This window comes from Paenibacillus jilunlii, assembly GCF_900102965.1.
GTDB classification, from domain to species: Bacteria; Bacillota; Bacilli; order Paenibacillales; family Paenibacillaceae; genus Paenibacillus_AQ; species Paenibacillus_AQ jilunlii.
The window spans coordinates 1,013-27,092 of sequence record NZ_FNGM01000026.1 but is presented as its reverse complement, the minus strand read 5'-3'; the positions used below and the strand labels follow the sequence as shown (position 1 = coordinate 27,092).

Here is a 26,080-nt window from a genome sequence, read left to right as displayed (position 1 = left end):
TAACGCATAAGATCAGCTCATCTAGCTGCCGCTAACCGTATAATGATCTAATGAGATGGGACTGCCGTTCAGCAGAGCTTTTGTTGCAGTAAGACCATCTGTGCTTAATTGCAAGTGGTCTCCCTTGATGGAGTTATATCGAACTGCCATTGCGGCTCCTGCTTCAAAAGATGGAGCTTGAGCTGCCCGTTCTGCCGCAAACGCCGCAAGATCACCGGTCCCCCGCTCCGCAGCTTCTTTAACGCTGATGGCCTCCACAACCACTCCGCTCCGCTTCCCGTTCGCAGACACTTCGAGGTACCCCTCCCGCTCTTTGAGCTGATAGTTATGGGACAGATATACGGCAAAATAGACCTCCCCTGCCTTGCCGAACAGCGCTGCGGGTTGCTTCATCCACTGGCCATTGGGCAGCACCCCCACAATCGTGTCCGCTTCACCCTCCGGCACTGGGAACAAGGCCAGGACAATGCCCTGGTGATACAGCACCTCCATATAACGGCTCTGATGCCGGGGATCGCCTTCCTGATAGCCTTGACCGGGATGAAAGAAATACAGCCGGTTCACGGCATATTCAGGAGACACTGGCAGTGAAAAAGCCCAACGCAGCTGCTCGTTGTCGAACTCCTCTACACGCTCCCATAGTCCTCCTGCTGCGAAGCTCTCCGTAATATACGCATACGAATGAAGCAGCGGCTGCGGGTTCGGATCGTCGGGAACGACTTTTTGCGTAATCTTGGTGACCTCCACTGGGGCCTGCCGGTTCAGCGCTGCCGCCCGCACCTGCCCCGGCGCTTCATAGAACAGGAATCCGGCATACTCGGTGCGGGGCATGGCTTGCGGCAGCTTGAAATCCCCAAATTGCACATAGTCATGCAGCACGTTGCCATCCGCCGGAACATCATGCGGCCAGCCCCGGGAAAACGCGCCCGCCCAGGCTCCCTGCAGATAAAACTGGCCCCGCTCCTTCCACAGATAATCCAGCATTTCAGCTAGCGTATTCTTCAGCCCGCTGTCTTCCTCCAGCTCCCATGCGCAGGTGAATGCCTGCACCCAGTGCCAGAACCACGGCAGACTGCCGTATTCCGGCATTCCCTTCTCCCGGATATACGCCAGTGTATTCTCCAGGCTTTTCCGCCCGTCTGCCAGCAGCTCCTCATCGTCGAACAGCTTGCCGAAGATCAGCTTCGCCGCTGTGTATTTGGCCTCATGATGACCAAAATGAACCACCGGCTTACGGTAGAAGCCGCTCCGGTAAATATGCCCGATCGCTGTATGAAAAGCAATCCGCAATCCGGCATTCAGCCTGCTTCCGTAATGCTTGCAGAACCAGACCATCAGGCTGCCCATGATCTCCACCGGCAGCTCATGCGGCGCTGCCTCGCGCGGCAGCGGATTCAGGCCCAGCGGCCAATGCCCGTATAACCGGGTGCCAGGCTGCCGGTTCTGCAGCAGCACCGTTTCCAGCAGGACTGCCTCCGCTTTGTGTTTCGCCGCCTCCCGGTCAAAAGGCAGCTCAAAGCCTGGCTCCACTGCCGCAGCAAAAAGATAAGAAGCATAATAAAAGTTGTTGCGCACATCATCATGGAACCACAGCCCGCTGTCCAGCAGCGGGAGGCGTTCTGCCTCGATTGCGATATTATAGATAATTTCGTTCTGGCGAGCCTGATATGTACCCGCCCCAGCTTGTAATTCTCCCACTTCCGTTCCCCTCCACCAGTTTTTATATTCTAAATCTGTTATGGCCCGCTGCACCGGGCCGGTTCAAGGGTATTTTTACCCTTGATTTACGCGAGGCCGCCGCAGCGGGCCGGTTCAAGGGTATTTTTACCCTTGATTCCGGCGATTCCGGCGCAGCGGGCTATTTCAAGGGTATTTTTACCCTTGATTCCGGCGATCCCGCCGCTCCGGGCCATTTCAAGGGTATTTCTACCCTTGATTCCGGCGATTCCGCCGCAGCGGGCCATTTCAAGGGTATTTTTACCCTTGATTCTGGCGATTCCGCCGCAGCGGGCTATTTCAAGGGTATTTTTACCCTTGATTCCGGTGATCCCGCCGCAGCGGGCTATTTCAAGGGTATTTCTACCCTTGATTCTGGCGATCCCGCCGCAGCGGGCCCGCCTCCCATACACACCCGCCCCTGCTGCCAGAAACTTACCTGACGGGTCTGCACTGCCTGCCCTGTTCACGCCTAGTCCGCAACAATTGGTGCTCCAATTGGAAATTCATTCTTATTCCAGTTCTATTGTGCACGCTTTCAGTTCATATGGCAATATCCCAACCCGATAAATGCACTAAAATAAACGTACTAAAAAAGATTATCTCTTGCCAAATAAACGTATATGGATTAAATTGTACCTATACGAACGAAAATTTGTTTGCGAAGGAGATTGAATATTCAATGGAAAGACGTTTCGCATCCCATCCCAACGAAGTTAAGCAATTTGACACCGCGCGTTTGCGCAAGGAGTTCCATATCCCTGTCATTTTTGCTCCGGATGAACTGAAGCTTGTCCTGACCCATGAAGACCGTATGATCGTAGGCGGCGCTAATCCGGTGAATAAGGATGTCGTGCTCACTACTGACCTGAAAGAGCTGGGGGTTACTTACTTCCTGGAACGCCGTGAACTGGGTGTGATCAATGTCGGAGGCAAAGGTTCGGTTGTTGTAGACGGAACTGAATATGAAATAGATTTCAAAGAATGTCTGTATGTAGGACAGGGCGCCAAAGATGTTATTTTCAAAAGCGCCGACAGCGCCAAGCCTGCGAAGTTCTACCTGAACTCGGCTCCTGCACATCAGTCCTACCCTACCACCAAAACAACGCTGGCTGAATCCGAATCCGGCGCAATGGGCGGCTTGGAGAACTCCAATGAACGTACTATTCACCGCTTCATTCATGCAGGTGGCGTACAAAGCGCACAGCTTGTTATGGGGATGACCCAGCTGAAACCGGGCAGCATGTGGAATACAATGCCTTCCCATACTCACCCGCGCCGGATGGAAGCCTACTTCTATTTCGATCTTCCGGACGATTCCATTGTATTCCATCTCATGGGCGAGCCTACTGAGACCCGTCACATCGTAATGCACAATGAACAGGCCGTAATTTCCCCAAGCTGGTCCATCCACAGCGGTGTGGGTACGCATAACTACACCTTTATCTGGAGCATGGCCGGCGACAACAAACGTTATGATGATATGGACCCCGTAGGCATGAAAGAATTACAATAGAACAAAAACAACTACGGAAAGATGAGGCAGGCGGATGAACCCGATACGGCGGCACGAGATGATTATGGAAGTTTTGCTCAACCAGAAGGATGTAACGGTGAATGAGCTGAGCGACAAGCTCCAGGTGACTGGAAAAACCATCCGCGAGGACTTAAGCAAGCTGGAGGAACAGGGACTGATTATGCGTGTCCACGGCGGAGCCGTGCTGGCCCAGAGCGACCAGTTCGGCATCTTGCCCTCCAAGAACCCTCTGGATAAATATTCCGATGAAAAAACGGAGATTGCGCAGCTGGCGCTGGCCCATATTGCCGAGGATGATATTATTGCTCTGGACGGCGGCAGCACCACGCTTGAAATTGCCCGGAGGCTGGACAACATCCCGCTGACGGTGATCACCAATGATGTGTACATCATCAGCGAACTGGTTCAGAAAGACCGTATTCGTCTTGTCGTCCCCGGAGGCTACCGTGTACGCAATATGCTGGCTGGCCCTGAAGCTGTCTCCTATGTCCAAAAGCTTAATATAGAAAAAGCCTTTCTGTCGGCTACAGCCGTTCATATTGAACACGGGCTGTCGATTTACACCGGAGATTTTATCGATTTCAAGCAAGCCTTGGTATCCACTGCCCGCACAGTGTTCGCCGTTTGCGACCATCACAAATTCGGGCATACTGCGCTGCGCACGTTCGCTTCACTGCAGGAAGTTGACGTACTGCTTACCGACAGCGGCCTTGCCCAAGAGTCTGTAGAGCAGTTTCGGAGTGCAGGTGTCAACATCGAATGCGGGTAGATTCAGTATCCATCGAAGCATCGCAAGATGCTCACCAATGTGTATAAAAGGAGAGAATAATATATGTCATCTTTATTCAGTTTGGCAGGCAAAACAGCAATCGTAACCGGGGCTGCCCAAGGTCTTGGACAAGGGATTGCGCTTGCTTTCGCAGAAGCGGGCGCAGACGTGATCTCCGCTTCCCTCAATGCAAGTGACGAAACAGTAGCCGCAGCCAAAGCCTTTGGCGTAAAAGCACTCAGCATCGCAGGCGATTTGAGCGATCACACCAAGCTTCAAGGAATGTTCGACGAAGCTGTAGCTTTTACCGGGAAAATAGACATTCTTGTCAACTGCGCAGGCATGATCCGCCGTACTCCAGCCAAAGACCACAGCGAAAAAGACTGGTTCGATGTCATCAACCTGAACCTGAACACGGTGTTCCTGCTGTCGCAAATCGCCGGCCGCCACTTCCTGGAAAGAGGCAACGGTAAAATCATCAACATCTGCTCTATGCTCTCCTACCAGGGCGGGATCAACGTGCCCGGGTATACTGCGAGCAAGCACGGCGTAGCCGGTCTGACCAAAGCCTTTGCCAATGAATGGGCTGGCTCCGGTCTGAACATCAATGCCATCGCTCCCGGATATATGGCTACTGAGAACACCGCTCCAATCCGTGCCGACCAGAACCGTTCCGACTCGATCCTCGACCGTATTCCTGCGGGACGCTGGGGAACTGCTGAAGATGTTAAAGGACCTGCTGTGTTCCTGGCATCCGCAGCTTCCGACTACCTGAACGGCCACATTCTGAATGTGGATGGCGGATGGCTCGCCAGATAATTCCGGGAATATAGACAGACACATACAAACGGGCTGCGGGCGTGTTATAAAAAGACATCGGCTTACTCTGCAAGCAGCTGCTGCTAATCCTGACTACAAGCCAAGAAGGCTGCACTGTCCTCACTATGGACGCTGCAGCCTTTTTGCAGTTTCTGAACGAACACCGATGCCTGACATCATCAGGTGAATTCAACGAATTCATCCGGGTGGGCACGGATATATTCAGCAATTAAGGCGTGGCTTTTGGGTATAATCCGCTGAAAACGGTCATACAAGACCGTGATGATCTGCAGCAGATCCTGGTCTGTTTCGAGATCCCTCAGTCCCGCATCACCCCATTCCAATCCCAACCTGCGGTTTCTCGCCTCCAGCCTCTCCTGTGTCTCTTCGAGCAGTTCCCGCAGCGCATCATCTGCAAAAAAACGCACCCCCTCCAGCACTCCGCTCCAATAACCCGGCTGGTCCAGCAAGTATGAGCTCCAAGCATACAACTCTGCCGGAGAGTGGCAGCTGTGATCATACATGATACGGAACATGCAAAGTGCTCTCTGTCCCTTGCCCAGCTCCTTGATTGCCGCAGCTTTTAGAGCTGGAGATTTCCCGCGGATCGGCATAAAGATGGGCTCCATACAAGCCCAAGCGAGTCTTTCATCACAATAGGTATCGAAATCCTTTCTTTCCATAGCCACGAGCATGTTCATCCGCCTCCTATGCCATATTATACCCTTTCGGACAACGCCTGCCGAGCGTTCCGCTTTTTTGTGTGATAGGCTTAATACAACTAGACTTAAAGGAGCACCTACATGACAGAGGAAATTCTTACTATTTTTGATGCTGAGGGCCAGGTGACCGGCACCGCTCCGCGTGATGAAGTACACCGGTACGGACATTGGCATGAAACTTTTCACTGCTGGTTCGTAGAACAGCGCGAGGATTCGCTCTATATCTATCTCCAGCTGCGCAGCAAGGACAAGCGGGATTATGCCGGTCTGCTCGACATTACCGCCGCCGGACATCTGCTTGCGAATGAGACGGTCAAGGACGGCCTTCGTGAAGTAGAGGAAGAGCTGGGGGTGCAGCTTGCTTTTGACGAGCTGATTCCACTGGGGGTCATCCCTTATTCCATGGTCAACGAAGGGATGATTGACAATGAAAGGGCGAATGTTTTTCTGTACAGCAATCATTTCCCTTTGGAGCAATTCCGGCTCCAGCCGGAAGAAGTTGCGGGAATTGTCAGCGCAGAATTTGCTTCCTTCCGTCAATTCTGGCAAGGCGGGCTGCAGCAGCTTGATGTATCGGGCTTTCGTGTAACAGACAACGGGGAGCGGATTGCCGTTCAGGAGGCGGTAGGCCTCACTCATTTTGTCCCTCATGATACGGCCTATTATTTGCAGGTTATTGCTGGGATCGAGAAGGCTTTCGGTTAGCGCTGCTGGTAGACTGGCAGTTCTCCGGCTGCACAGAAGCATATTCCGGCTCAAAAGACAGGGCCCTGAGCTGCAGACTCCCGAATCGATAAATCCATAAAGCACTTTCGATCATTACGGACAGAGTGCGGACCTTGAGCATACCTTGACCGTAGCCTGCGCTGGTTTGTTACATTTAACCGAATGCTAACACACGCGCAAAACGGCGATTCTCCAATAGCAGAGAATCGCCGCTTAGCTGCATATTTAGTGCGTCCGCTTCAGGATAGCTAGGCCATGAACCGGAAGTGTAAGCACAGCTGGAACAGCCTCGCCTGACTCCAGATCAGTGTACGCTCTGCCATCCATTTTTACGGATTGCTCCACGCCGCTGAAATTCTGCACAAATACATAATCGTTTGTACCGTCTGTGCGCAATTGGGCCGTGACACCCGCCGGCAGCTCCGTGTCCAAGGTGCGGACAATGCCTGCCTTTTTGGCAATCGCCGCGTACAGCCCCACATAGAATCCCGCATCCTTCACTCGTGTTGCGAGATGGTACGCACGGCCTTCACCCAGACGGTTCATTGTCAGCGCAGGCTGTCCGGCATAAAAGTCTGTACGGTATGTGCCCAGCGCCTCTGCCCCTTCCAGGTGGATCAGCTCGGCAATCTCATGGGCGTCATAGTCTCCTTCGAGACTCAGGGCATTGCCGGAATTCATCACCAGCCCGTTCAGATCACGGCTGTGCAAGCCTTCCGTCTCTTCAGCCCAAATGCCAAGTGTACGGCGCAGAGGGCCAGGGAATCCGCCCAAATGGCAGAGATCCGTCTCTCCGACCACACCTGACCAATAAGTACCCAGGAAGGTTCCGCCCTGTTCGACATACTTCTCAATCCGTTTGCCGTTGTCTTCGCTAATCAGGTACAGCATGGGTGCGATCACCAGCTTGTAGGCGGAGAAGTCTTCCTCCGAACCGATAATATCAACCGGAATGCCCAGCTCCCACAGTGCCTGATAATGCTGAAGCACCGTTTCTTCATATTTCAGGCCGGAGTTGCGGATACCCTGCGCATCCTTAATTGCCCAACGGTTGTCCCAATCATATATAATGGCGGTCTGCACAGGCGTGGTTGTGCCTACTACGTCTTGCAGCTCTGCGAGCGTACGCCCGACTTCGGCAACATCGCGGAAGACACGGGTTTCGGCGTGGCCGCTGTGGTCAATCACGGCACCGTGGAATTTCTCGCTGGAGCCGCGGCTTTTGCGCCATTGGAAGTACTGTACAGAATCCGAGCCGTGGGCAACCGCCTGCAGCGAAGACAGCTTATGCATGCCAGGCCGTTTCAGCTTGCTGACCGACTGCCAGTTCGTAAGCGAGGGCGTGCTCTCCATTAGCAGGAATGGCTTGTGCTTGAAGGTGCGGAACATATCGTGGTGCATCGCCGTCCAGGCCGCGAGCCGGGCATCGTCATCATCTTCGGTGTACCCCCAGGCCGGATAGGCATCCCAGGAAACCACGTCCAGGATTTTGGCCAGCTTGCGGTAATCCACACCGTCAATATTGTGCATATTGGTCGTTACCGGCAGCTCAGGATTATAATCGCGTACGGAATCAATCTCGTGCTGGCAAAAATTAATCGTCGACTCGCTTACGAAGCGGCGCCAGTCCAGGTTAAGGCCGTGAACCTGGTTTTCTCCGTGCGGGGCCGGGGATTCCACCTGATTCCAGGAAGTGTACGTATGGCTCCAGAACGTGGCCCACCAGGCATGATTCAATTCATCCAGGCTGTTGTCGTATTTCACCTTCAGCCATTCCCTGAATTTGGCCTGGCACAGGTCACAGTGGCATTCGCCGCCGTACTCATTCGAGATATGCCAGCCAATAACTGCCGGATGATCCGCATAACGCTCTGCCAGCTTGCCGTTCAGCAGGGCTGTCTTCTGCCGGTACACCGGTGATGTATAACAGTGGTTGTGCCGGACACCATGCAAATTGCGCACACGGTTTCGTTCTACCCGCAGCACTTCCGGATATTTCTCTGACATCCAGGCCGGACGCGCGCCGCTCGGGGTAGCCAGAAAAGCATAAATCCCGTTCTCGGCGAAGGAATCGAGAACGCTGTCCAGCCAATCGAAGGTGAATACGCCTTCCTCCGGCTCCAGCGATACCCAGGAAAAGATGCCAACAGATATTACATTGCATTTAGCCAGCTTCATCATGCGGATATCCTCACGCAGCACTTCAGGATATTTCAGCCATTGCTCGGGATTATAATCGGCTCCATGCAGCATGACTGGAATCTTGCTGCTGACCGGGGGTAATTTCATATTCATGGGTAGGTTCATCCTTTCGGTTGGTTGTCCATGGACAGATGGGATTATTCTCTGATGTAAGCGAGGACAAGCCCTGTCTATTTCATGAATCATTCTTTATACTGTATATAATATAGGATAAAATCATTAAAACAGTAGGAGTATACACTCGCTTTACTAGCACAAAATGAATACGAGGTGAACATCATGCTCCCCTTTTCGCTAATTGAAATTCCGCGCGACCCGAACCGCTTCCCCTTATATCCTTATTCGGTCGGCCGGCACATCCAGTATCATCATGTCCGCCCCGGGGGGTTTCCCGTCTACCAAATCTTTCTGATCCGCAGCGGAAAGGGCTTGTTTCGGGACCTGGAGACTGGTGAGGAAACGGTACTCGAACCCGGTATGGCTTTCGCTTATCCGCCGGACCGGAGCCATGAATATTACCCGCTGTCCCTGGAACGCTGGCATGTGGGCTTCATCGGCTTCCACGGGGACCTCTCCCAGGGGTTGCTAGAAGGAATCGGGATGCTGCCTGCCTCCCCGCCCTTGCGCCCGGAGCGCTTCGAGGATTGCTGGGAACAGGTGGGCAGTATTTGGCACACCGTGAACCAGCAGGCCGGCCGCCAGGATGAACAGGTGATGCAGGAGCTGTCCGTAGCGCTCTACCGGCTGCTGCTGCTGCTGCGCCGTAGTGCTTCTGACACAGGCCCCTCTGGACGGCTGGAACTGGAGAACGTACGCAATGAGGCTTTGCAGAAGGCGGTAAGCCTGATCAATGAGCATTTTACCGAACCGCTGCTGGTCTCTAATCTTGCTGCCGCCGTAGGCTATTCCGTACAGCACTTTCAACGGCTGTTCCTGCAGGAATACGGGATTACGCCACACAAATATTTGCAGAACCTCCGCCTGGAGCGCGCACTGCAATTGATCCGGGAAAATGCCGATATACCCGTACAGGACATCGCGCTGAATCTCGGCATGGACACCAATTATTTTATCCGCATATTTCGGAATACATATGGTTGTACGCCGGGTACAATGCGCAAGCGGCTGCATGAATCCTAAAACGAGATACCATGGTATGACGCTGCCAATTGACGTAGTACGCGTTCGAAAGGATTACCTTTATCTAGCAGACACATAAAGGCAAAACACAAACAAGGTGGTAGAAGCTGTGGAGATTTTTGAATTCATCTTACTCATGCTGGCGGCAATCGCGTTATCCAATTTGCTGAACCGGTTTATCCCGTCCGTTTCGGTCCCTATTATTCAGATTGCTCTCGGGGTCGGGATTACCTATCTGCCTCTGCATTTTGAATTAAGGCTTAACCCCGAGCTGTTTTTACTGTTGTTTATCGCTCCCCTGCTGTTCAATGACGGGCGCCATTCTGACAAAGAAGCGCTGTGGAGCTTGAAGAAACCCATTCTTTTATTAGCGCTGGGGTTGGTATTCATGACGGTAGCCATCCTGGGCTTCTTTCTCAATTGGCTGCTTCCTGTCATACCGCTGGCTGCGTCTTTTGCACTGGCTGCGGCACTCGCTCCTACCGATGCTATAGCCGTTGGCGCCCTGGAAGAGAAAATCCAAATCCCCCACCAAACGATGAAAATCCTGGAGGGAGAATCACTGATCAACGACGCTTCGGGACTGGTATCCTTTCAGTTTGCTGCCGCAGCGATGGTAACCGGCGCTTTCTCCTTGCGTTCGGCTAGTCTGAGCTTTGTAGGAATATCTATCGGAGGCATTGTGCTCGGGCTTCTGCTGACCCTTGTGAAATATGTATTTGTGAAGTGGCTGCGCAGATTGGGCATGGAAAATGTAACATTGCATATGCTGATTGAGGTTTTAACCCCCTTCGCAGTGTTTTTGGCGGCTGAGGAGCTTGGGGTCAATGGAATCCTGGCGGCAGTCAGCGCGGGTATCGCCCACTCCTTTGGCTATAAAAAATTGGACCCCGAGGTCGCCAGACTCAATATTGTGTCCAAAAGCACCTGGTCTGTCATCATTTATGTTCTGAATGGACTGGTTTTTCTGCTGCTCGGCACCCAGCTCCCGGAGATTATCCGGACCATCTGGAGCAGTTCCAGCCTTGGACATGTCCAGGTGTTCACCTACACGCTGGTATTGACACTTGCCGTGCTGTCCCTGCGCTTTATCTGGATTCTCTTCATGAAACTTCCCGGAAGCAGCGAGCAGATGCCCGTCCGGGGACATAAAATCAAAAACGCGCTCATCCTGAGCCTATCCGGTGTACGCGGTACGATCACGCTGGCAAGTACATTGTCGCTGCCGTTTCTCCTTGATAACGGGAACCCGTTCCCGGAGCGGGATCTGATTATTTTTTTGGCGGCGGGTGTCATTCTGTGGACCTTGCTGGCGGCTAACTACCTGCTGCCTCTTCTGATCAAAAATGAAGGCGAATCCGAAAACGACGAATCCCACATTGAAATCGAAATCCTCCGCAATGTTGTGATTGCGTTAAGTGAACAAACAACTGACGAGAACAGAGCGGCGATCAGCAAAATTATCAGCACGTACAATTCACGGATCCGCAAGCTGAAAAAGGAAGAGACTGCAGACAGGTTCCAACGCCCTATCATCATCCAGACGCTCAAATGGCAGCGGGAGAACACCTTGCAGGCGATTCAAAACAAAGAAGTGAACCCGTTCATAGCATACCGCTATTTACATAGACTCAACCGGACGCTGTACCGGTTCACCAAAGATGAACAATACAGAACCGACCTGATGGCGCTCCGGCAATGGATGGAAGTATCCGGCATCCTGCAGCAGGCCAGATTAACATTTCAGGAGAGGCATGCAGCCGTAGATGCATTCCAGATACGCAACATTCACTATGTTATTGTGCAATTAAAGAACATGCTGCCTACAGCGGGAGCCGAGATTGAAGATGTCAGCTCTTTACTTCTGCGTTATGAAGGGATGCTTGGCAGATATACGCGGAATGAATCTGAGCCTTCAGCCAAAGAGGACTTTGACACGGCTCTGGATGAGCTGGCCCGGGTGGGCATCCAATTGGAGAGAGACCAGATTCAGCACATGTTCGAATCCGGCAAGCTGTCGAGGGCAGGAATGAAGGGAATGAAAAGCAACCTGCTGCTGATGGAGCATGACCTCCGGGAATTAACCCTTTGAGCGGGCCGGGTAAATCCCCGGTCTAAGCGGTCCGGGCACCAAGAAAATCAGCTGTGCCGCAGAGATCGCTTGCCTGAAGAGCAAAACGGCTGTGCTGTCTCCCATGGACAGTGCAACCGTCTTGTATTTCAGTCTAGGGTTATTTTTCGATTTTGGGATTGGCCGTGACTCCAGAGAGTGTTTGGACTTCCGGCCGCTGTCCATCTGCAGATTTCTTGGTTGTATACCGCTGTCGCGGTTGAAATCCGCAGACAAAGGCGGACGCTACCGCTCCGTAAGTATCCAAACTTCTCCTCCGCCACTTTTCCCTTTATTTTTAGTATTTCAAGTTCAATCTATAGCGCTTGCGAAGAAGCCGGATGCTCAACAACGGTATTTCTGCCGTTGTTTTCAGGCAAACCGGCCTTCGACACTCCAACAACGGTATTTCTGCCGTTGTTTTCAGGCAAACCGGCCTTCGACGCTCCAACAACGGCATTTCTGCCGTTGTTTCCAGGCAAACCGGCCTTCGACGCTCCAACAGCGGTATTTCTGCCGTTGTTTTCAGGCAAACCGGCCTTCGACGCTCCAACAGAGGTAATTCTGCCGTTGTTCGCTACAAATTCGTCCAAAGGTGTTTGTTCCCAACTTTATTCACAGTTTATCCATAAATGGAAGCAATCACAGTTTCCTATACAATCTAAAAACAGCTGCCAGCGCTGGACCTCATCCTCAAGTCCAGGCTGCAGCTGTTTTTTAATGCCTATCCTTTGTGTTTAACTAACTACACTGCCGCAAATTGGCTGTTATACAGCCGGGCGTAATGCCCTCCGCGTTCCAGCAGCTCCTCATGGGTGCCGCTCTCGGCGATATCGCCGTCTTTCATATAGAGAATGATGTCCGCCTCGCGGATCGTGGACAGCCGGTGGGCAATCACGAAGCTGGTGCGGCCGGAAATCATCGCCAGAAAAGCCTTCTGGATACGCGCCTCCGTCAACGTGTCGATACTGCTGGTCGCTTCGTCTAGAATCAGCATGGGCGGATCGGCAAGCATGACACGGGCGATGGTGAGCAATTGCTTCTGTCCCTGGGACAGATTATCCCCTGAACCGGAAATCTTCGTGGCATAGCCTTCGGGCAGCCGCTTAATGAAGCTGTGGGCATTCGCAGCCTTGGCAGCGGCAATCACTTCTTCTTCAGAAGCCTCTGGCTTGCCATAAGCGATATTGTCGCGGATCGATCCCCCGTACAGCCAGGTATCCTGCAGGACCATCCCGAAATTGCGGCGCAGACTGTCGCGGGTAACCGCCCTGATATCGGTCCCGTCCAGTTTGATGCTGCCGTTGTCCACATCATAGAAGCGCATCAGCAGGTTGACCAGTGTAGTTTTCCCGGCCCCGGTCTGCCCGACGATGGCCACCCGTGTGCCCGGCTTCACCTCCAGGCTGAAATTCCTGATCAGCGGGCGCTCTTGAGAATAGGCAAAGCTCACCTGGTCAAATGTGATCGTCCCCTGGCTTATGCCCAATACTCGAGCGTCTTCAACATCCTGAGTTTCCGGCGGCAGATCCAGAATCGCAAAAATCCGCTGAGCTGAAGCCGTTGCAGATTGAAGCTGGGTAATGACACCCGTAATTTCATTGAACGGCTTCGCGAACAGGTTCGAATAGATCAGGAAGCTGGAGAGATCCCCGACTGTGAAATGCCCCCCGATCACCAGAGCGCTGCCGATCATGGCAATCACAGAAAAAGTAATATTGTTCACCAGCCGTGTGCTTGGATTGGACAGCGAGCCGTAGAACTGGGCCTTGACACCGGTCTGGTACAGCTCATTATTCCGTGCGGAGAACTCCGCGAAGCTGTGGTCTTCGTAACGGAATGCCTGCACTACCTTCTGGCCGCCGACGATTTCCTCCACATATCCGTTTAGCCCGCCGAGAATTGTGGCCTGCTCGCGGAACAGCTTCTGGGAGCGTGTGGTTATGAACCGTGCGACATAAAAGGCTGCCGGTGCCGACAAAAGCACAACCAGCGTCATCACCGGACTGATGTAGAGCATCAGACCCATGGCCCCGGCGATGGTCACCACTCCGGTAAGCAGTGTGGAGAAGCCTTGCAGCAATCCGTCCGAGACCGCATCCATATCGTTCACGAACCGGGAAATGCTGTCCCCCTGCGGATGGTTGTCATGGAACTTCAGCGGCAGCACGTTCAGCTTGTCGAACAGCTCGCGCCGTAAATCATAGACCGTCCGGTAGGCGATCCGGTTGGTATAGTAAGTCAGCAGCCAGCCAAAAAAGCTGCCGGCAATGTAGACCAACGCCAGAATCAGCAGCAGCCGGAGGACGCGGGCAAAATCCACTTGTCCAGGACCAACCATCTGGTCGACGGCCCGGCCAATCAGGAGTGGACCGACCAGACTCGCTATCACACTCAGAATGGCACAGAACACAGCGGCAATGGCGATGCCCCGGTGTTGTCTGGTATATCCTATAATTCTTTTCCAGGTTGCTCCGGCATTCATCGTGCCCCCGCCTCCTCAGTGGACAGCTGGGACCCGCAGATTTCCTGGTATACGCCGCAGCTCTCCAATAATGCTTCATGCGTGCCAATGCCGGCAATCCGGCCTTCGTCAAAGACGATGATCACATCCGCCTGCCGGACGGTGCTTACCCGCTGGGAGACCAGCAATACCGTCATTTCCCCGCTGCTCTCCTTCAGCGCGCTGCGCAGCGCCGCATCCGTGGCAAAATCCAGTGCGCTTGCCGAATCGTCCAGAATCAGGATCTGTGGGCGCATGGCAACCGCGCGGGCGATGGTCAGCCGCTGCTTTTGTCCCCCGGACAGGTTCAAGCCTCCGCGCGCAACCGCAGTAGCCAGCCCTTCAGGGAGCTTCTGGATGAACTCTTCGGCCTGGGCGACAGAGGCAGCGGCCAGCAGCTCCTCTTCCGGGGCGTCCTGCTTGCCCCAGCGGATATTGTCGGCAATGGTGCCGCTGAAGAGCGTTGCCTTCTGCGGTACGATGCCGATCTTCCTCCGCAGCTGCTCCAGCCCATAGTCCCTGATATTTACTCCATCCACCCGTATCTCTCCCTCCACCGCATCATAGAAACGCGGAATCAGATTCACGAAGGTTGACTTCCCGGAGCCTGTGCTGCCGATCAGCCCTACGGTCTCCCCCCGGTTAATGGTGACGGAAATATCGTGCAATGCCAGCTCACCGGTCGTGTTGTAGCCAAATGAGACATGTTCAAAGACAATTGCCGGAGCCTGCATATCTGCCCGTGGAATAGAATGATTTCCGGTATCCTCAACGGAGGCTTTCGTGTCCAGTACTTCATTCACACGGTTCGCCGAGGAAGAGGCCTTGGTGAAAATAATAACCAGATTCGAGACCACAATCAGCGCCAGCAGAATCTGGGTCACATAGTTGATAAAAGCAATAATTTCCCCCTGGGACAGCCGTCCCGCATCAATATGGATGCCGCCTGCCCACAGAATGGCAATAATTGCAGCGTTGACCACCAGCGTTGTCATGGGCCCCAGCCACGCGGAGATGCGGGCGACGCGGATTGCCGTTGCGGTGAGGTCCTCCGAAGCGGCATCAAAGCGCTGCTTCTCGCTGCGGCTCTTGGCAAAGGCACGGATCACGCGGATGCCGGACAGGTTCTCGCTGAGCACAAGAGCCAGATGATCCAGCTTCTGCTGGTATTTGCGGTAGAGCGGCGAGCTTCGTGTGATGATGAAATACAGAATCACTCCAAATACCGGAGTCGCCGCAAGCAGAATCAGCGAGAGCCGGAAATCGAGAATCATGGACATGATAATTGCCCCGATGCAGATGAACTGGGCACGGATGACCAGACGGATCAGCATCGCCACCGCAAGCTGCAGCTGGTTCACATCATTTGTGATCCGGTTGATCAGCGAGGGCGTGCCAAAGGTGTCCAGCTCGGCATAGGAGAGCGCCGAAATATGCTTGAACATCTTATTGCGCACAGAAGTGCCAAAGCCCTGTGAAGCCCGGGCGGCATAATATTGGCATACCAGGGAACAGCTGAAGCCCAGCAATGACATCAGCACCATCAGCCCGCCCATCCGGTACACATAGGTGCTGTCGTGGCGGCCAATCCCGTTGTTGACAATCAGGGCGACGAGAGTCGGCAGCAGAAGTTCAAGAATCGCCTCCAGCAGCTTGAAGACCGGTCCCAGTATCACCTCTTTTCTGTAGGGTTTAAGAAATACAGCCATTTTGAACACAGTAATCCTCACCTAACTTCATTAGTATGTAAGAGCTATGAAAATGAAAGAAGACCCGTTATGATTATGTCATACCTGCTTACATATTAATAATATTGGTTTCGTATCCATGCGATATGATTTTCATATGGCAGAAAAACAATCGGAGGTACACTTATGGATATCCGCCAGCTGAAATATTTTTTGGCGATTGCCGAAGAAGGGCAAATTACATCGGCGGCGAGAAAGCTGCAAATGGCGCAGCCGCCGCTCAGCCAGCAGCTCAAGCAGCTGGAGGAGGAGCTTGGCGTGGTGCTGGTGGAACGCGGTCCGCGGAGCATTCAGCTGACAGAAGCAGGAATGATCCTCAGGGAGCGGGCCCAGCAGATTCTGGAGCTGACGGACTCTACCACCAGGGAGCTTAAGGATTTTGTCAAAGGCGTGACCGGCACCCTTTCCATCGGCACTGTCTCCTCATCGGCGGCTACCTTGCTGCAGGACCGGCTGGTGGAGTTCCATCATAACTATTCAGGGGTGAAATTTGAAATCCATGAAGGCAATACCTACCGGATTATCGATCTGTTGAACAAAGGCATTGTCGAGGTGGGTATCGTCCGCACTCCGTTCAGCAGCGCGGGCCTGGAGTGTGTCTATACGGTGTCTGAGCCTATGATTGCCGTGATGGCTCCAGAATATGACTGGACGGACGGGAAGCCTGAGATTGAAATCGGTGAACTCCGGAACCAGCCGCTTATTGTTTACCGGCGTTTCGAGCAGCTCATCCGCGAGACCTGCCTGGAGAACGGATTTGATCCGCAGTTCTTCTGCATGAATGACGATGCCCGCACCACCCTGCTCTGGGCGAATGCGGGGCTGGGGATCGGCATTATTCCGCGGTCGGCTTTCACCCTCGCGAGCAACAGCAATGTGGCAGCCAAGGAAATCCGCAGCGATTCCCTGAATACCCGGGTCGCCGCCGTCTGGATGAAAGACAAGTATCTGTCCTCTCTGGCCGCGAAGTTTATTGAGAACTTCAGCACAGTGTGAAGTGAATTCCCTCCTCTTGCCTGCTACAATCAAACAGGATAAGTCTAACAATAAATAGCCCTCAGCTTCATTTTGAAGTGAGGGCTGTCCATTAGATTTCCGGCTTTGAACAACAACATTTTTCTACTTATTAGTTATCTTACAGATGTTCCAGGCCCAAGCTTTTCATACATAAGCTGCTTGTCTTTAATTTCTTGGAGTACTACTGGTTTTACCTTCCGTTCAGTTAAGGTTTGCAGTAATTTGTTTTGAACGGCTAATGCTCCTTCGGGATGATTAGAATGGGCTGCAATAGACTCAGATAACCGGTCCATGTAGAAATGATAATCCAGATGCCCCAGAGTATTGGCAGCAACATGACTCCGTTCCAGCAATGCCGGTTTTAAAAGCTGTGTGGCCTCTTCAATTTGAGGGGGAGTCACATGAATAATTTTATCTTGTCCCAATAGTTTGAAGGGCTTCATGAGAGGCATGGCTAAGGCCACTTCGGCATGAACGGCTACTTTGCGGTGAGGTAATCTTTCTGCGACTGTTCTTAATATATTGTTGCTGTTTTCTAAGGATTTTGTTCCGTCAAAAAACAAAGTTCTGGCAACATCATTCGAGAAGAAATCCTGTGCTAAAAAATCCTCTGTACGATCTATCGGCGGTTCAACCCGAATCATCAATTCATTTGAAAGCACATCTTCATTCTCTAGATGAATAGCTACCTGAATTAGATAATCACCAGGTTCAGAAATAAGCCAACCTTTGTTTCCAACAGAAGCAAAGATCGATGAGTACATCGTTTGTCCCGGCATCAAAACCTCTTTCTCAATTTCCTGAAGGTAATGCACGTAGGGGAGAAGCTGCTTAGCCTTGCCTCCATTTTTCTTGACGATGATGGTCATTCGGTCTATGTTGGCCAGTACATCCTTATTGACAATCTGAGGGTCCTTAGAAACATTGGACAGTTTAAGCTCCACACATACAGGCTCTAGATATTCATAACGATTGGTCTCCCGATTAACCCGTAATGTAAGCTTGAAGGTGGAGTGCATCATCGTGTGCTGATGCTTGAACCCATGATCATCGAACCATTCAGCTTCGCCCATCTTCACGAACCGTTCTGGTGCATGTCTCAAGAAGAGCAGTTCATTGTCCGAAAAGCGATACTCAAAGTTCTGAAAAAACGCGGGTACCCCACCCTGTACAGCAAAGGGATAGTTCATAAAGCTGCGGACTTCAGCATCATCTTGCAGTGGAAGCCATGGATTTCCAAGCGATTTTTGCCAGGCATGAGCAAGATTAAAGCCATGTCCCATCTCGTGGCATGCCGTCCAGAATTTCATACGTTTTACCCAAGCATCAGGCTGTACATCATTCTCCGGTGCATTGGAAATAAACGAGTTGTTAAAAATTGCAGTCCCCTGACGGTGCTGACTGCCAATGTCGTCGAACATAATTCCACCAAGTGGATAACCCTCCTCATGAAGAGAAGCAAAGAATACCCACATCGCCCATTTTGGGTTATTTGAATATTGAGACCAGTGCACCTGCATCGCATCATGCATCTCGGCATCACTCCACCGGACATCATTTCCGGCACCTACAAGCGGGACTACACTGTTTCCTGTAGATAGCTTCACATCAAACCCTGCCCGGCGGTAAACACTTTCTATTGACAGTTCTTCTCTCGGCAAATTGGCTGGATGATTCGGATGGGCATGTGTATCAATTGCGAGTACAGGGGTTATCCCTTCTTCCGTATCGTATTCGAATTCGACTGGATAAAAATATTGATTTACCCATGTGAAATGAGCAGTTCGAAGCGGTGTAGCACCCTCTGAATAGACTACCTTGGCATTTCGCAGTGTCAATCCCTGAGCTTCAATTGTAACGAAGTTGTAGGGAAACATGGAGACATCACCGTCTTTATAGAAAATGTTTCCCTTCCACGCATTGGTTCCAATCGGCTCAAGTTTAGCAATCCAATGCAGTGTTAGCCTATGCAAGGTCCAAGTTCCACTTACAACCATCTGTGGAGTCTCTCCATCCACATCCAGATGCAAAGTTTCTTTGATTGAATTATGAAAGGGGAGCCCCTCAGTGCCTTCCGTTGAGGTTAGCTCCCAGATTCCACTTATTCCGGTACCTGTTCTTGCATGCGTATTGTCAGTTGTTATCAAATTAATCCTCCTCAGGCACAAGATGTGCTGTGTTATTTTCACTAGTAACATTCCGTTGCACTACTTTTTTTATTCCCAAACAGAATAGCATGGAAAAAATCACTACTACTATCGGCCACAGCACAAAAAACCCGCCCCGGCAATTACCGGAGGCGGGTTTAGCTTTTAACTTGCCGCAGGACAGAGCCGCTGCAGATTACACCATGATTTTGCAGATATCATTGGTGAATTGTACTGGATCATTAACCTGCAGGCCTTCGATCAGCAGCGCCTGATTATACAGCAGGTTCGTATACAGGCCAAGCTTCTCCTTGTCCCCTTCGGCTGCAGCTTTCAGGGATTTGAAGACATCATGATGGATGTTGATCTCCAGCACCTTGTCCGCCTGAACTTCCTGGCCATTCGGCATCGCTTTGAGGATCTTCTCCATTTCGATCGTCAGCTCGCCTTCCGTGGAGAGGCAGACCGGATGGGATTTCAGGCGTTTGGAAGCTTTGACGTCCTTCACTTTGCCGGAGAGAATGTCCTTCATAGCTTCGAACAATTCCTTGTTCTCGTTCTCTTCCGCTTCCGATGGCTTGTCATCGGCACTCTCTTCAATCCCTAAGTCGCCGCTGGACACGTTTTTGAATTCTTTTTCCTTATAGGACATGATCATCTTGATCGCGAATTCATCGATATCGTCCGTGAAGTAGAGGATTTCGTAGCCTTTGTCCGATACCATTTCGGTCTGCGGCAGCTTCTCGATCCGTTCCACGGATTCCCCCGAAGCATAGTAGATATACTTCTGGTCTTCCGGCATTCTTTCCACATACTCGGCCAATGTCACCTGTTTCTTCTCCTTGGAGGAGTAGAACATCAGCAGGTCCTGAAGGGTTTCTTTTTCCATGCCATAGTCATTGTAGACCCCGAACTTCAGCTGTCTGCCAAAAGAAGTATAGAATTTCTCATATTTCTCCCTTTCATCCTTCAGCAGGCTCAGGAGCTGGCTCTTGATCTTGCTCTTAATGTTCCTGGCAATCAGCGTCAGCTGGCGGTCATGCTGCAGCAGCTCGCGGGAGATGTTCAGCGACAAGTCCTCGGAGTCGACCATCCCTTTGACGAAGCTGAAATAATCCGGCAGGAGGTCGGCGCATTTGTTCATGATCAGCACGCCGTTGGAGTAGAGCTCCAGGCCTTTTTCATATTCCTTGGTGTAATAGTCAAAAGGTGTATTCTCCGGAATGAACAGGATCGCATTGTAGACCACCGCACCGTCGGCACTGATGTGGATATGCTTCAGCGGTTTGTCGAAGCCGTAACGTTTCTCTGTGTAAAAGTTATTGTAATCCTCTTCGGTCAGCTCGTTTTTGTTCTTGCGCCAGATTGGCACCATACTGTTGATGGTTTGCTCTTCCTTTGTTTCCTCGAACTCGTTTTCGCTGCCTTCCTTAGGCTTGCTGCTGGTAATCTCCATTTTGATCGGGAAGCGGATGAAGTCGGAGTATTTCTTAATGATCGATTTCAGGCGGTATTCTTCCAGGAACTCATCGTAGTTGTCTTCTTCGGTGTTCGCTTTGATCTTGAGGGTAATCTCGGTTCCGACGGTTTCCTTCTCCGCTGGTTCAATGGTGTAGCCGTCTGCACCCTGGGATTCCCATTTGAAGGCCTGATCGCTGCCCAGCGCCTTGCTGACTACAGTCACATCCTCTGCCACCATAAAAGCGGAATAGAAGCCAACCCCGAACTGCCCGATAATATTGTGGCCGTCCTTCGCTTCATTATCCTTCTTAAAAGCAAACGAGCCGCTGTTCGCAATAATACCGAGGTTGTTCTCCAGCTCTTCCTGGGTCATCCCGATGCCCGTATCGGAGATGGTCAGGGTGCGGCTAGCCTTGTCGGCGGCCACTTTAATGTAATAATCCTCTTTATTGAACACCAGGCCTTCATCAGCCAGTGCTTTGTAATAAATTTTGTCAATGGCATCGCTTGCATTCGAGATCAGTTCCCGCAGAAAAATTTCGCGTTGCGTATAAATGGAGTTAATCATCATTTCCAGCAATCTTTTGGATTCCGCTTTAAACTCTTTTTTGGCCATGAATAAGTAAATCTCCTTTCAAAAATACCTCTGATGGTTTCCGGCTGATTAGCACTCCAGTGCGATGAGTGCTAATACTTCCTTTTATATACCATATTCCTGTTTTTGATGTCAATATATTGCTGCATACCGGAACCCTTTTTACGCCAAAAAAGCTAGCGGACTGTGAATCTCTCCAATATATTTTTCCACAGGTAATCATTATCGTGAAACTCATCAGGCACCATAGGGATCTGCAGGGCGCACACATTCGAAAAAGGCCACGGGGTTTCAACAATTCCGCTCACCGGAGCCTGATTCACCACCAGCACATTGAATTCACCGGACACCAGCTCTCTTAGAACATCCAGCAGCTCCGCCGTTTCATGTATGGTTCCTTCCGTACGGATAAATAGAATCCGGTGTGCACTCCTGAGTGTCTCCAAAAACCGTGGTACTCGCCGGGTAACCTTCTCTCTAAGCTCCGGGTAGCTCACAAGCTGGGTAGGTGTATTCTGGCTCAGCGGAAAATCATGGTGGGAGAATATATAATACGCCGCATCCCGCACAATATAGCATTCGGCCTTTTCATTAATACCGGTAATCGCCAGATTGGGCAGTTCCATAAAATTCGAAAACCGGTTCCGCAAGAGATTGCTCACACCGGACAATGCGGGGGACTCCACCCAGTCCAGAACGCCCCCGGTCTTCCTCCGCATATGGCGCGACAATTGGTCTGCAGCCAGACAATTCCGCCCCAGGCTAAAGATAACATCATAGGTTCCTTGTATCTCATTAAAATTCATATCCAATCCCCTCCTGCATCATTTACTATAGTTAATTACTCAAATAAAAAAGGGATTGGACTATCGGGCCGATAAACAGCGAATTAGACAGTTATGCAGGTCATCGCATACGAATCTCACATACAATAATTGTATTAAATAGGATAGGCGGTGTACATTTTGGCCAAAATATCTGTTCTCATGCCAGTTTATAATATGGCCGCATATATTGAAGAAGCGATTTGCAGTATTTTAACCCAAACCTATTCGGATTTCGAATTGCTTATTATTGATGACGGATCAACGGACGGAACTTTGGATATTATTCGAAAATTTGATGATACCCGAATTAAAGTGATTGCCCATTCAGTGAATCAGGGGCTGATTGCAAGCTTAAATCAAGGCATTGATTGTTGTACAGGCGAATATATAGCCCGGATGGATGGCGACGATATTGCTTTGCGCCACCGGTTTGAACGTCAAGTGGAATTCATGGACACCCATCCGGATTACGGTGTTTGCGGTTCTCAGGTTTACTTATTGGGCTTAGACCGTGTTACGACCAAACCTGTAAATCATGAAGAAATCAGATGCTGGCAGCTGTTCCACTGTACAATCGTGCATCCAACCGTTATGATCCGAAGATCCGTACTTGTGGACCATGGGATCAGGTATCTGGATTATCCCCATGCCGAGGATTATGAAATATGGAACCGGTTAGCGGCAGTTACGCATTTATTTAATCTTCCCGAGGTTTTGCTCATGTACAGACAACATCCGGACCAGATTTCAAATATCCACCCGCAGGTGCAGTTAGTACAATCCGAACGGATCCGCAGAGAACAGCTGCGCCTGCTTGGTATTGAACCCACCGCTGAGGAGTATCAGACCCACTTGGATTTTTGCCATTTTAGAATACGGGTCCATGAACCAAATCACTATTATCAATCCTTAGCCTGGGCTCACAAGATTCTGGAGGGCAACCTGCGCACACAAAAGTATCACCACGAAACTTTAAATTCGGTATTATCGCAATGTTTCAGTTTTTCCAGATATTAGGACGCTGCTCATTTGATTCACTTCTTCGTACGTTTTCATGGACAAAGGGCCTTTTGTGAAAAGCACACCAAAAAAAAGGTTGGGCAGATTAATGAATCTCACCCAACCTTCTTTATGTTAATCCAGTATGCGCGGCCCTCATCTTGTTAACATTCCGCCATGATAGCAGTAATACGATTTAGCCTGAAGATTTTTCAAAACATTCAAGGACTGATCTGCACGCTCACGGTCCAGACAAAAATGTGGATTGGCTATAATTAATTCATCCCCATCTCTAACCGCCGCATCGCCAGTAATGACACTGCTTAATTCAGGAAAATACAAAGAAATATGGCCTGAAGTATGCCCTGGAGTAGCAATGATCTTACATTGTTGATTTAAAATCCACTCCCCGTCCAGGACGGTTTGATCTACGGGAACATGCTTTAGACTTTGTAGCTGCTGTACGAACCAATGTCCAAAATCTTGTTGTTCCTCCGGCATATGCTCCAGCATTGCTTCTGCTTGGGCCAATCTCTCCGATCTCACTTCGCCGCTGATAAATTCCGCTTCCACTCCGCTTGCCATAATCGTAACTGAAGGGTATTTTTCTCTAAAATCGTACAAAGAACCGATATGGTCATCATCATAGTGTGTGATCAGGATATTCTTTAAGTTCTTCATGTCATAGCCGCGTGTAACAATCTCCTTCTCAATGAAAGGAAGGAACCCCGGATATCCGGTATCAACCAGGGTTAATTCATTCCCGGATACAATCAGGCTTGGATAAATATAATTTTGTTGACCATTATACTCAAATTCAATCGGAAGCTCGATTATTTTCATTGTTACTCTATCCTCCATAGATGATTAATACGGCAGCTTATACAACCTCCACAGCCTCCATTTACAACGCAACAGACTTTGACTGAGCATCGGCCAGCAGCATCTGAATCAGCGACTGCAGCGGCAGCGACTTCCACTTCTTCGGATGAATCAGCAGCTGCAGATCGAAGTGGATTTCGGGATGTACAAAAGCCAGCTCCGCCAGCGTGCCCCGTTCAATCTCTTCTTCCGCTACAATTCTTGGAAGCAGGGCGATCCCCAGTCCATTGCGCACGCAGCGTTTGATCGCTTCCAGGTTGGACAGCTCAAAGCCGATGCGGAAATTGATCCCGTGCTCCCGCAGCAGATTCTCGAACAGGCTGCGGTAAATACAGCTCTCCTCGGAGACGATCAGCTCACATTGGTTCAGATCCTGCAGCGTCACACCGTCCAGCTTGGCTAACGGGTGACCCTGCGGTGCCACCAGTACGAGCGGCTCATCTCTGATAATCATGCGTTCCAGCTGCGAATCTGTGGTACTGCGGTCGAGCATCAGACCGATATCGACCTCGCCATCCCTGATTTTGGCTACCAGGTTCGCCTCCTGCTCCGTTTGCAGATGAATGTTCAGCCCCGGGAAGGTCGTCCTCAGCTGCTGCAGAAAAGGCGGCAGGTAAAAGGCGGCAAGTGAATCTATTGTTCCGATAGTCAAGGTTCCCCCGATTTGCTGGGCAATGGTTTCTTTGGAGCGGTCATACAGGTCCAATATCTCCGCGAACAGCTTCAGGAGCTCTTCGCCTGGCGGAGTCAAGCGCAGTGCGCGTCCATGCCTTTCTATCAGCGGAACCCCATATTCCTTCTCGATCTTCTGAATCTGCATGGTCACACTGGATTGCGCATAGCCCAACTCTTCAGCTGCACGGGTAAAGCTCTGCCGCTTCGCGACCTCGCGGAAGGTCCGCATATATGTTAAATCCATAATCTTACCCCTAACATCAATATTATTGATAACCTATATCATTTATTATAGCTAACGCCGATGGAATATTCCATGCTACAGTAAGATAAAAGGATTTTAACATTTTGGAGGACGATATTCATGTTAACAGAAGAACAGATTTATGGAATCTATGTTCCCGTGGTAACCCCGTTCAATGCTGCTGGCGAGATCGATCTCGAATCGTACCAGCGTTATGTGAACAACATCATCAAGAACAGTATTCATGGTCTGGTCGTCAATGGAACCACTGGAGAATCGCCGACAGTCAATATACAGGAATTACAGACCCTCGTGAACACCTCACGGGACCTATTGAAATCCAGCAGCATTCCGCTGGTCATCGGCACAGGCACGAATGATACTGCTTCCACAGTAGCCCGTACCGAGCTGGCGGCTAACTCAGGCGCCGATGCCGTTCTGGTCGTCGTACCTTATTACAGCCGCCCTTCGCAGCAAGGCATTATTGAACATTTCCGCAAAGCCGCCGAGGTGGGCATTCCGGTCATTGCCTATGATATCCCCGGCCGCACCGGGGTCGGCATGTCCGTCGATACCGCACGCACCATTCTCGAAATGAACAATGTCGTGGGCTTGAAAGACTGCTCCGGCTCGCCGCTGCTCGTCACTGAGCTGTCCCGCCTCGGCTCGAAGCCGGTGCTGTGCGGGGATGATCTCCATTTCTTCGAGATGCTGGGCTGCGGAGCCGCCGGCGGCATGCTGGCCTCGGCCAACGTGCATACCGCCAAATTCCTCGGCATCTATGAACAGTTCAGGGCCGGACAGATTGAAGAAGCCAGAGCGTCATTCGACCGGCTGGTTCCGCTGATGAAGCTGCTCTTCAAGGAATCGAATCCGGCCCCGATCAAATGGCTGCTCAGCGCCTATGGGGAAATCGATTCCGACACGCTCCGCCTGCCGATGACCTCCATCAGCTCCGGACTGCGTGAGGAATTGGACGCTTATCTCGCCGGATCAAACCATCTGGCAGCCATTTAATATTGTGCTGCACGACAACAACCGCCAGGTTACAGTCAAGACTGTCCGGGGCGGTTGTTGTCGTGTAGGCCTCTTATCCATGTAACATCCGCAGCCGCCCGCTATCCAGCTATCTGCTATACTCGCCCACCCGCTGCAGGCAGACCGTCCGTGGCCAAATATCGCCTGCCTCCGTCGAAATGAGAGGTATTTTCACCTCTCATTTCCGCATATAGCCCGCCTGT

Annotated in this window: 21 protein-coding genes; 9 read left to right on the top strand and 12 right to left on the bottom strand. The window is 51.3% G+C overall.

Features of this window, described 5'->3' with window-relative positions:
- Positions 1–21 precede the first annotated feature (21 nt).
- Both BLQ82_RS28095 and BLQ82_RS31685 read right to left on the bottom strand, forming a co-directional pair.
- Positions 22–1,698: a hypothetical protein gene (locus tag BLQ82_RS28095; protein WP_062520419.1), complete on the bottom strand. Its 1,677-nt coding sequence runs from the start codon at positions 1,696–1,698 to the stop codon at positions 22–24.
- A gap of 86 nt (positions 1,699–1,784) precedes the next feature.
- On the bottom strand, positions 1,785–2,186 hold the full coding sequence (locus tag BLQ82_RS31685) for a hypothetical protein (RefSeq protein WP_157243755.1): 402 nt from the start codon (positions 2,184–2,186) through the stop codon (positions 1,785–1,787).
- Positions 2,187–2,398: 212 nt separating this feature from the next.
- Here BLQ82_RS31685 and kduI point away from each other — a divergent pair, with 212 nt between their 5' ends.
- From kduI to kduD, 3 genes are all read left to right on the top strand, one after another.
- Positions 2,399–3,232 (top strand): 5-dehydro-4-deoxy-D-glucuronate isomerase, encoded by an 834-nt coding sequence (gene kduI / locus BLQ82_RS28085; RefSeq protein ID WP_062520415.1) that lies wholly within the window; start codon positions 2,399–2,401, stop codon positions 3,230–3,232.
- A 34-nt stretch (positions 3,233–3,266) separates the two neighbouring features.
- A complete protein-coding gene (locus BLQ82_RS28080; RefSeq protein WP_062520414.1) occupies positions 3,267–4,022 on the top strand; it encodes a DeoR/GlpR family DNA-binding transcription regulator in 756 nt (251 codons plus the stop codon).
- Positions 4,023–4,085: 63 nt separating this feature from the next.
- The gene (kduD, locus tag BLQ82_RS28075; protein WP_062520412.1) at positions 4,086–4,841 is read left to right on the top strand and encodes a 2-dehydro-3-deoxy-D-gluconate 5-dehydrogenase KduD; all 756 of its coding nucleotides are present in this window, start codon (positions 4,086–4,088) and stop codon (positions 4,839–4,841) included.
- A gap of 179 nt (positions 4,842–5,020) precedes the next feature.
- Here the strand turns inward: kduD and BLQ82_RS28070 are convergent, their stop codons facing one another.
- Positions 5,021–5,536 (bottom strand): hypothetical protein, encoded by a 516-nt coding sequence (locus BLQ82_RS28070; protein ID WP_062520410.1) that lies wholly within the window; start codon positions 5,534–5,536, stop codon positions 5,021–5,023.
- 108 nt (positions 5,537–5,644) lie between these two features.
- Here BLQ82_RS28070 and BLQ82_RS28065 point away from each other — a divergent pair, with 108 nt between their 5' ends.
- Positions 5,645–6,268 (top strand): NUDIX hydrolase, encoded by a 624-nt coding sequence (locus tag BLQ82_RS28065; RefSeq protein WP_062520408.1) that lies wholly within the window; start codon positions 5,645–5,647, stop codon positions 6,266–6,268.
- 246 nt (positions 6,269–6,514) lie between these two features.
- Here the strand turns inward: BLQ82_RS28065 and BLQ82_RS28060 are convergent, their stop codons facing one another.
- A complete protein-coding gene (locus tag BLQ82_RS28060) occupies positions 6,515–8,584 on the bottom strand; it encodes a beta-galactosidase (RefSeq protein WP_062520406.1) in 2,070 nt (689 codons plus the stop codon).
- A 186-nt stretch (positions 8,585–8,770) separates the two neighbouring features.
- Here BLQ82_RS28060 and BLQ82_RS28055 point away from each other — a divergent pair, with 186 nt between their 5' ends.
- The gene (locus BLQ82_RS28055) at positions 8,771–9,631 is read left to right on the top strand and encodes a helix-turn-helix domain-containing protein (RefSeq protein WP_074648745.1); all 861 of its coding nucleotides are present in this window, start codon (positions 8,771–8,773) and stop codon (positions 9,629–9,631) included.
- A 109-nt stretch (positions 9,632–9,740) separates the two neighbouring features.
- On the top strand, positions 9,741–11,723 hold the full coding sequence (locus tag BLQ82_RS28050; protein ID WP_062520405.1) for a Na+/H+ antiporter: 1,983 nt from the start codon (positions 9,741–9,743) through the stop codon (positions 11,721–11,723).
- 335 nt (positions 11,724–12,058) lie between these two features.
- Here the strand turns inward: BLQ82_RS28050 and BLQ82_RS28040 are convergent, their stop codons facing one another.
- From BLQ82_RS28040 to BLQ82_RS28030, 3 genes are all read right to left on the bottom strand, one after another.
- Positions 12,059–12,334, bottom strand: coding sequence for a hypothetical protein (locus BLQ82_RS28040; RefSeq protein ID WP_244281039.1), 276 nt, complete (start codon positions 12,332–12,334; stop codon positions 12,059–12,061).
- Between the two features lie 152 nt (positions 12,335–12,486).
- Positions 12,487–14,226 carry an ABC transporter ATP-binding protein gene (locus BLQ82_RS28035; protein WP_074648742.1) on the bottom strand — a complete coding sequence of 580 codons (1,740 nt, stop codon included), beginning with the start codon at positions 14,224–14,226 and terminating at the stop codon, positions 12,487–12,489.
- A complete protein-coding gene (locus tag BLQ82_RS28030) occupies positions 14,223–15,962 on the bottom strand; it encodes an ABC transporter ATP-binding protein (RefSeq protein ID WP_062520398.1) in 1,740 nt (579 codons plus the stop codon). The genes BLQ82_RS28035 and BLQ82_RS28030 overlap by 4 nt, the downstream gene beginning before the upstream one ends.
- A gap of 156 nt (positions 15,963–16,118) precedes the next feature.
- Between BLQ82_RS28030 and BLQ82_RS28025 the strand changes: the two genes are divergently transcribed.
- Positions 16,119–16,988 carry a LysR family transcriptional regulator gene (locus BLQ82_RS28025; protein ID WP_062520396.1) on the top strand — a complete coding sequence of 290 codons (870 nt, stop codon included), beginning with the start codon at positions 16,119–16,121 and terminating at the stop codon, positions 16,986–16,988.
- Between the two features lie 134 nt (positions 16,989–17,122).
- On the opposite strand, the gene BLQ82_RS28020 is transcribed toward BLQ82_RS28025, so the two are convergent.
- From BLQ82_RS28020 to BLQ82_RS28010, 3 genes are all read right to left on the bottom strand, one after another.
- Entirely contained in the window at positions 17,123–19,156 is a 2,034-nt protein-coding gene (locus tag BLQ82_RS28020; RefSeq protein WP_062520394.1) for a hypothetical protein, read from the bottom strand.
- Positions 19,157–19,352: 196 nt separating this feature from the next.
- Positions 19,353–21,233, bottom strand: coding sequence for a molecular chaperone HtpG (htpG, locus tag BLQ82_RS28015; protein ID WP_062520392.1), 1,881 nt, complete (start codon positions 21,231–21,233; stop codon positions 19,353–19,355).
- A 155-nt stretch (positions 21,234–21,388) separates the two neighbouring features.
- Positions 21,389–22,018: a DUF1796 family putative cysteine peptidase gene (locus BLQ82_RS28010; protein ID WP_062520391.1), complete on the bottom strand. Its 630-nt coding sequence runs from the start codon at positions 22,016–22,018 to the stop codon at positions 21,389–21,391.
- Positions 22,019–22,177: 159 nt separating this feature from the next.
- Here BLQ82_RS28010 and BLQ82_RS28005 point away from each other — a divergent pair, with 159 nt between their 5' ends.
- Entirely contained in the window at positions 22,178–23,056 is an 879-nt protein-coding gene (locus BLQ82_RS28005) for a glycosyltransferase family 2 protein (RefSeq protein ID WP_062520389.1), read from the top strand.
- A gap of 138 nt (positions 23,057–23,194) precedes the next feature.
- Here BLQ82_RS28005 and BLQ82_RS28000 read toward each other — a convergent pair whose 3' ends face one another.
- Positions 23,195–23,881 carry an MBL fold metallo-hydrolase gene (locus BLQ82_RS28000; protein WP_062520388.1) on the bottom strand — a complete coding sequence of 229 codons (687 nt, stop codon included), beginning with the start codon at positions 23,879–23,881 and terminating at the stop codon, positions 23,195–23,197.
- A 61-nt stretch (positions 23,882–23,942) separates the two neighbouring features.
- A complete protein-coding gene (locus BLQ82_RS27995) occupies positions 23,943–24,839 on the bottom strand; it encodes a LysR family transcriptional regulator (protein WP_062520386.1) in 897 nt (298 codons plus the stop codon).
- 120 nt (positions 24,840–24,959) lie between these two features.
- Between BLQ82_RS27995 and dapA the strand changes: the two genes are divergently transcribed.
- The gene (dapA, locus tag BLQ82_RS27990; RefSeq protein WP_062520384.1) at positions 24,960–25,856 is read left to right on the top strand and encodes a 4-hydroxy-tetrahydrodipicolinate synthase; all 897 of its coding nucleotides are present in this window, start codon (positions 24,960–24,962) and stop codon (positions 25,854–25,856) included.
- Positions 25,857–26,080: the final 224 nt, after the last annotated feature.

Excerpts from the sequence above, each read along its gene's own strand:
- kduD (WP_062520412.1), top strand. The coding sequence starts at position 4,086 with ATGTCATCTTTATTCAGTTTGGCAGGCAAAACAGCAATCGTAACCGGG.
- BLQ82_RS28065 (WP_062520408.1), top strand. The coding sequence starts at position 5,645 with ATGACAGAGGAAATTCTTACTATTTTTGATGCTGAGGGCCAGGTGACC.
- BLQ82_RS27995 (WP_062520386.1), bottom strand. The coding sequence starts at position 24,839 with ATGGATTTAACATATATGCGGACCTTCCGCGAGGTCGCGAAGCGGCAG.
- BLQ82_RS28010 (WP_062520391.1), bottom strand. The coding sequence starts at position 22,018 with ATGAATTTTAATGAGATACAAGGAACCTATGATGTTATCTTTAGCCTG.
- BLQ82_RS28035 (WP_074648742.1), bottom strand. The coding sequence starts at position 14,226 with ATGAATGCCGGAGCAACCTGGAAAAGAATTATAGGATATACCAGACAA.
- BLQ82_RS28025 (WP_062520396.1), top strand. The coding sequence starts at position 16,119 with ATGGATATCCGCCAGCTGAAATATTTTTTGGCGATTGCCGAAGAAGGG.
- BLQ82_RS28060 (WP_062520406.1), bottom strand. The coding sequence starts at position 8,584 with ATGAATATGAAATTACCCCCGGTCAGCAGCAAGATTCCAGTCATGCTG.
- BLQ82_RS28080 (WP_062520414.1), top strand. The coding sequence starts at position 3,267 with ATGAACCCGATACGGCGGCACGAGATGATTATGGAAGTTTTGCTCAAC.
- htpG (WP_062520392.1), bottom strand. The coding sequence starts at position 21,233 with ATGGCCAAAAAAGAGTTTAAAGCGGAATCCAAAAGATTGCTGGAAATG.
- BLQ82_RS28070 (WP_062520410.1), bottom strand. The coding sequence starts at position 5,536 with ATGCTCGTGGCTATGGAAAGAAAGGATTTCGATACCTATTGTGATGAA.
- BLQ82_RS28055 (WP_074648745.1), top strand. The coding sequence starts at position 8,771 with ATGCTCCCCTTTTCGCTAATTGAAATTCCGCGCGACCCGAACCGCTTC.
- kduI (WP_062520415.1), top strand. The coding sequence starts at position 2,399 with ATGGAAAGACGTTTCGCATCCCATCCCAACGAAGTTAAGCAATTTGAC.
- BLQ82_RS28000 (WP_062520388.1), bottom strand. The coding sequence starts at position 23,881 with ATGAAAATAATCGAGCTTCCGATTGAATTTGAGTATAATGGTCAACAA.
- dapA (WP_062520384.1), top strand. The coding sequence starts at position 24,960 with ATGTTAACAGAAGAACAGATTTATGGAATCTATGTTCCCGTGGTAACC.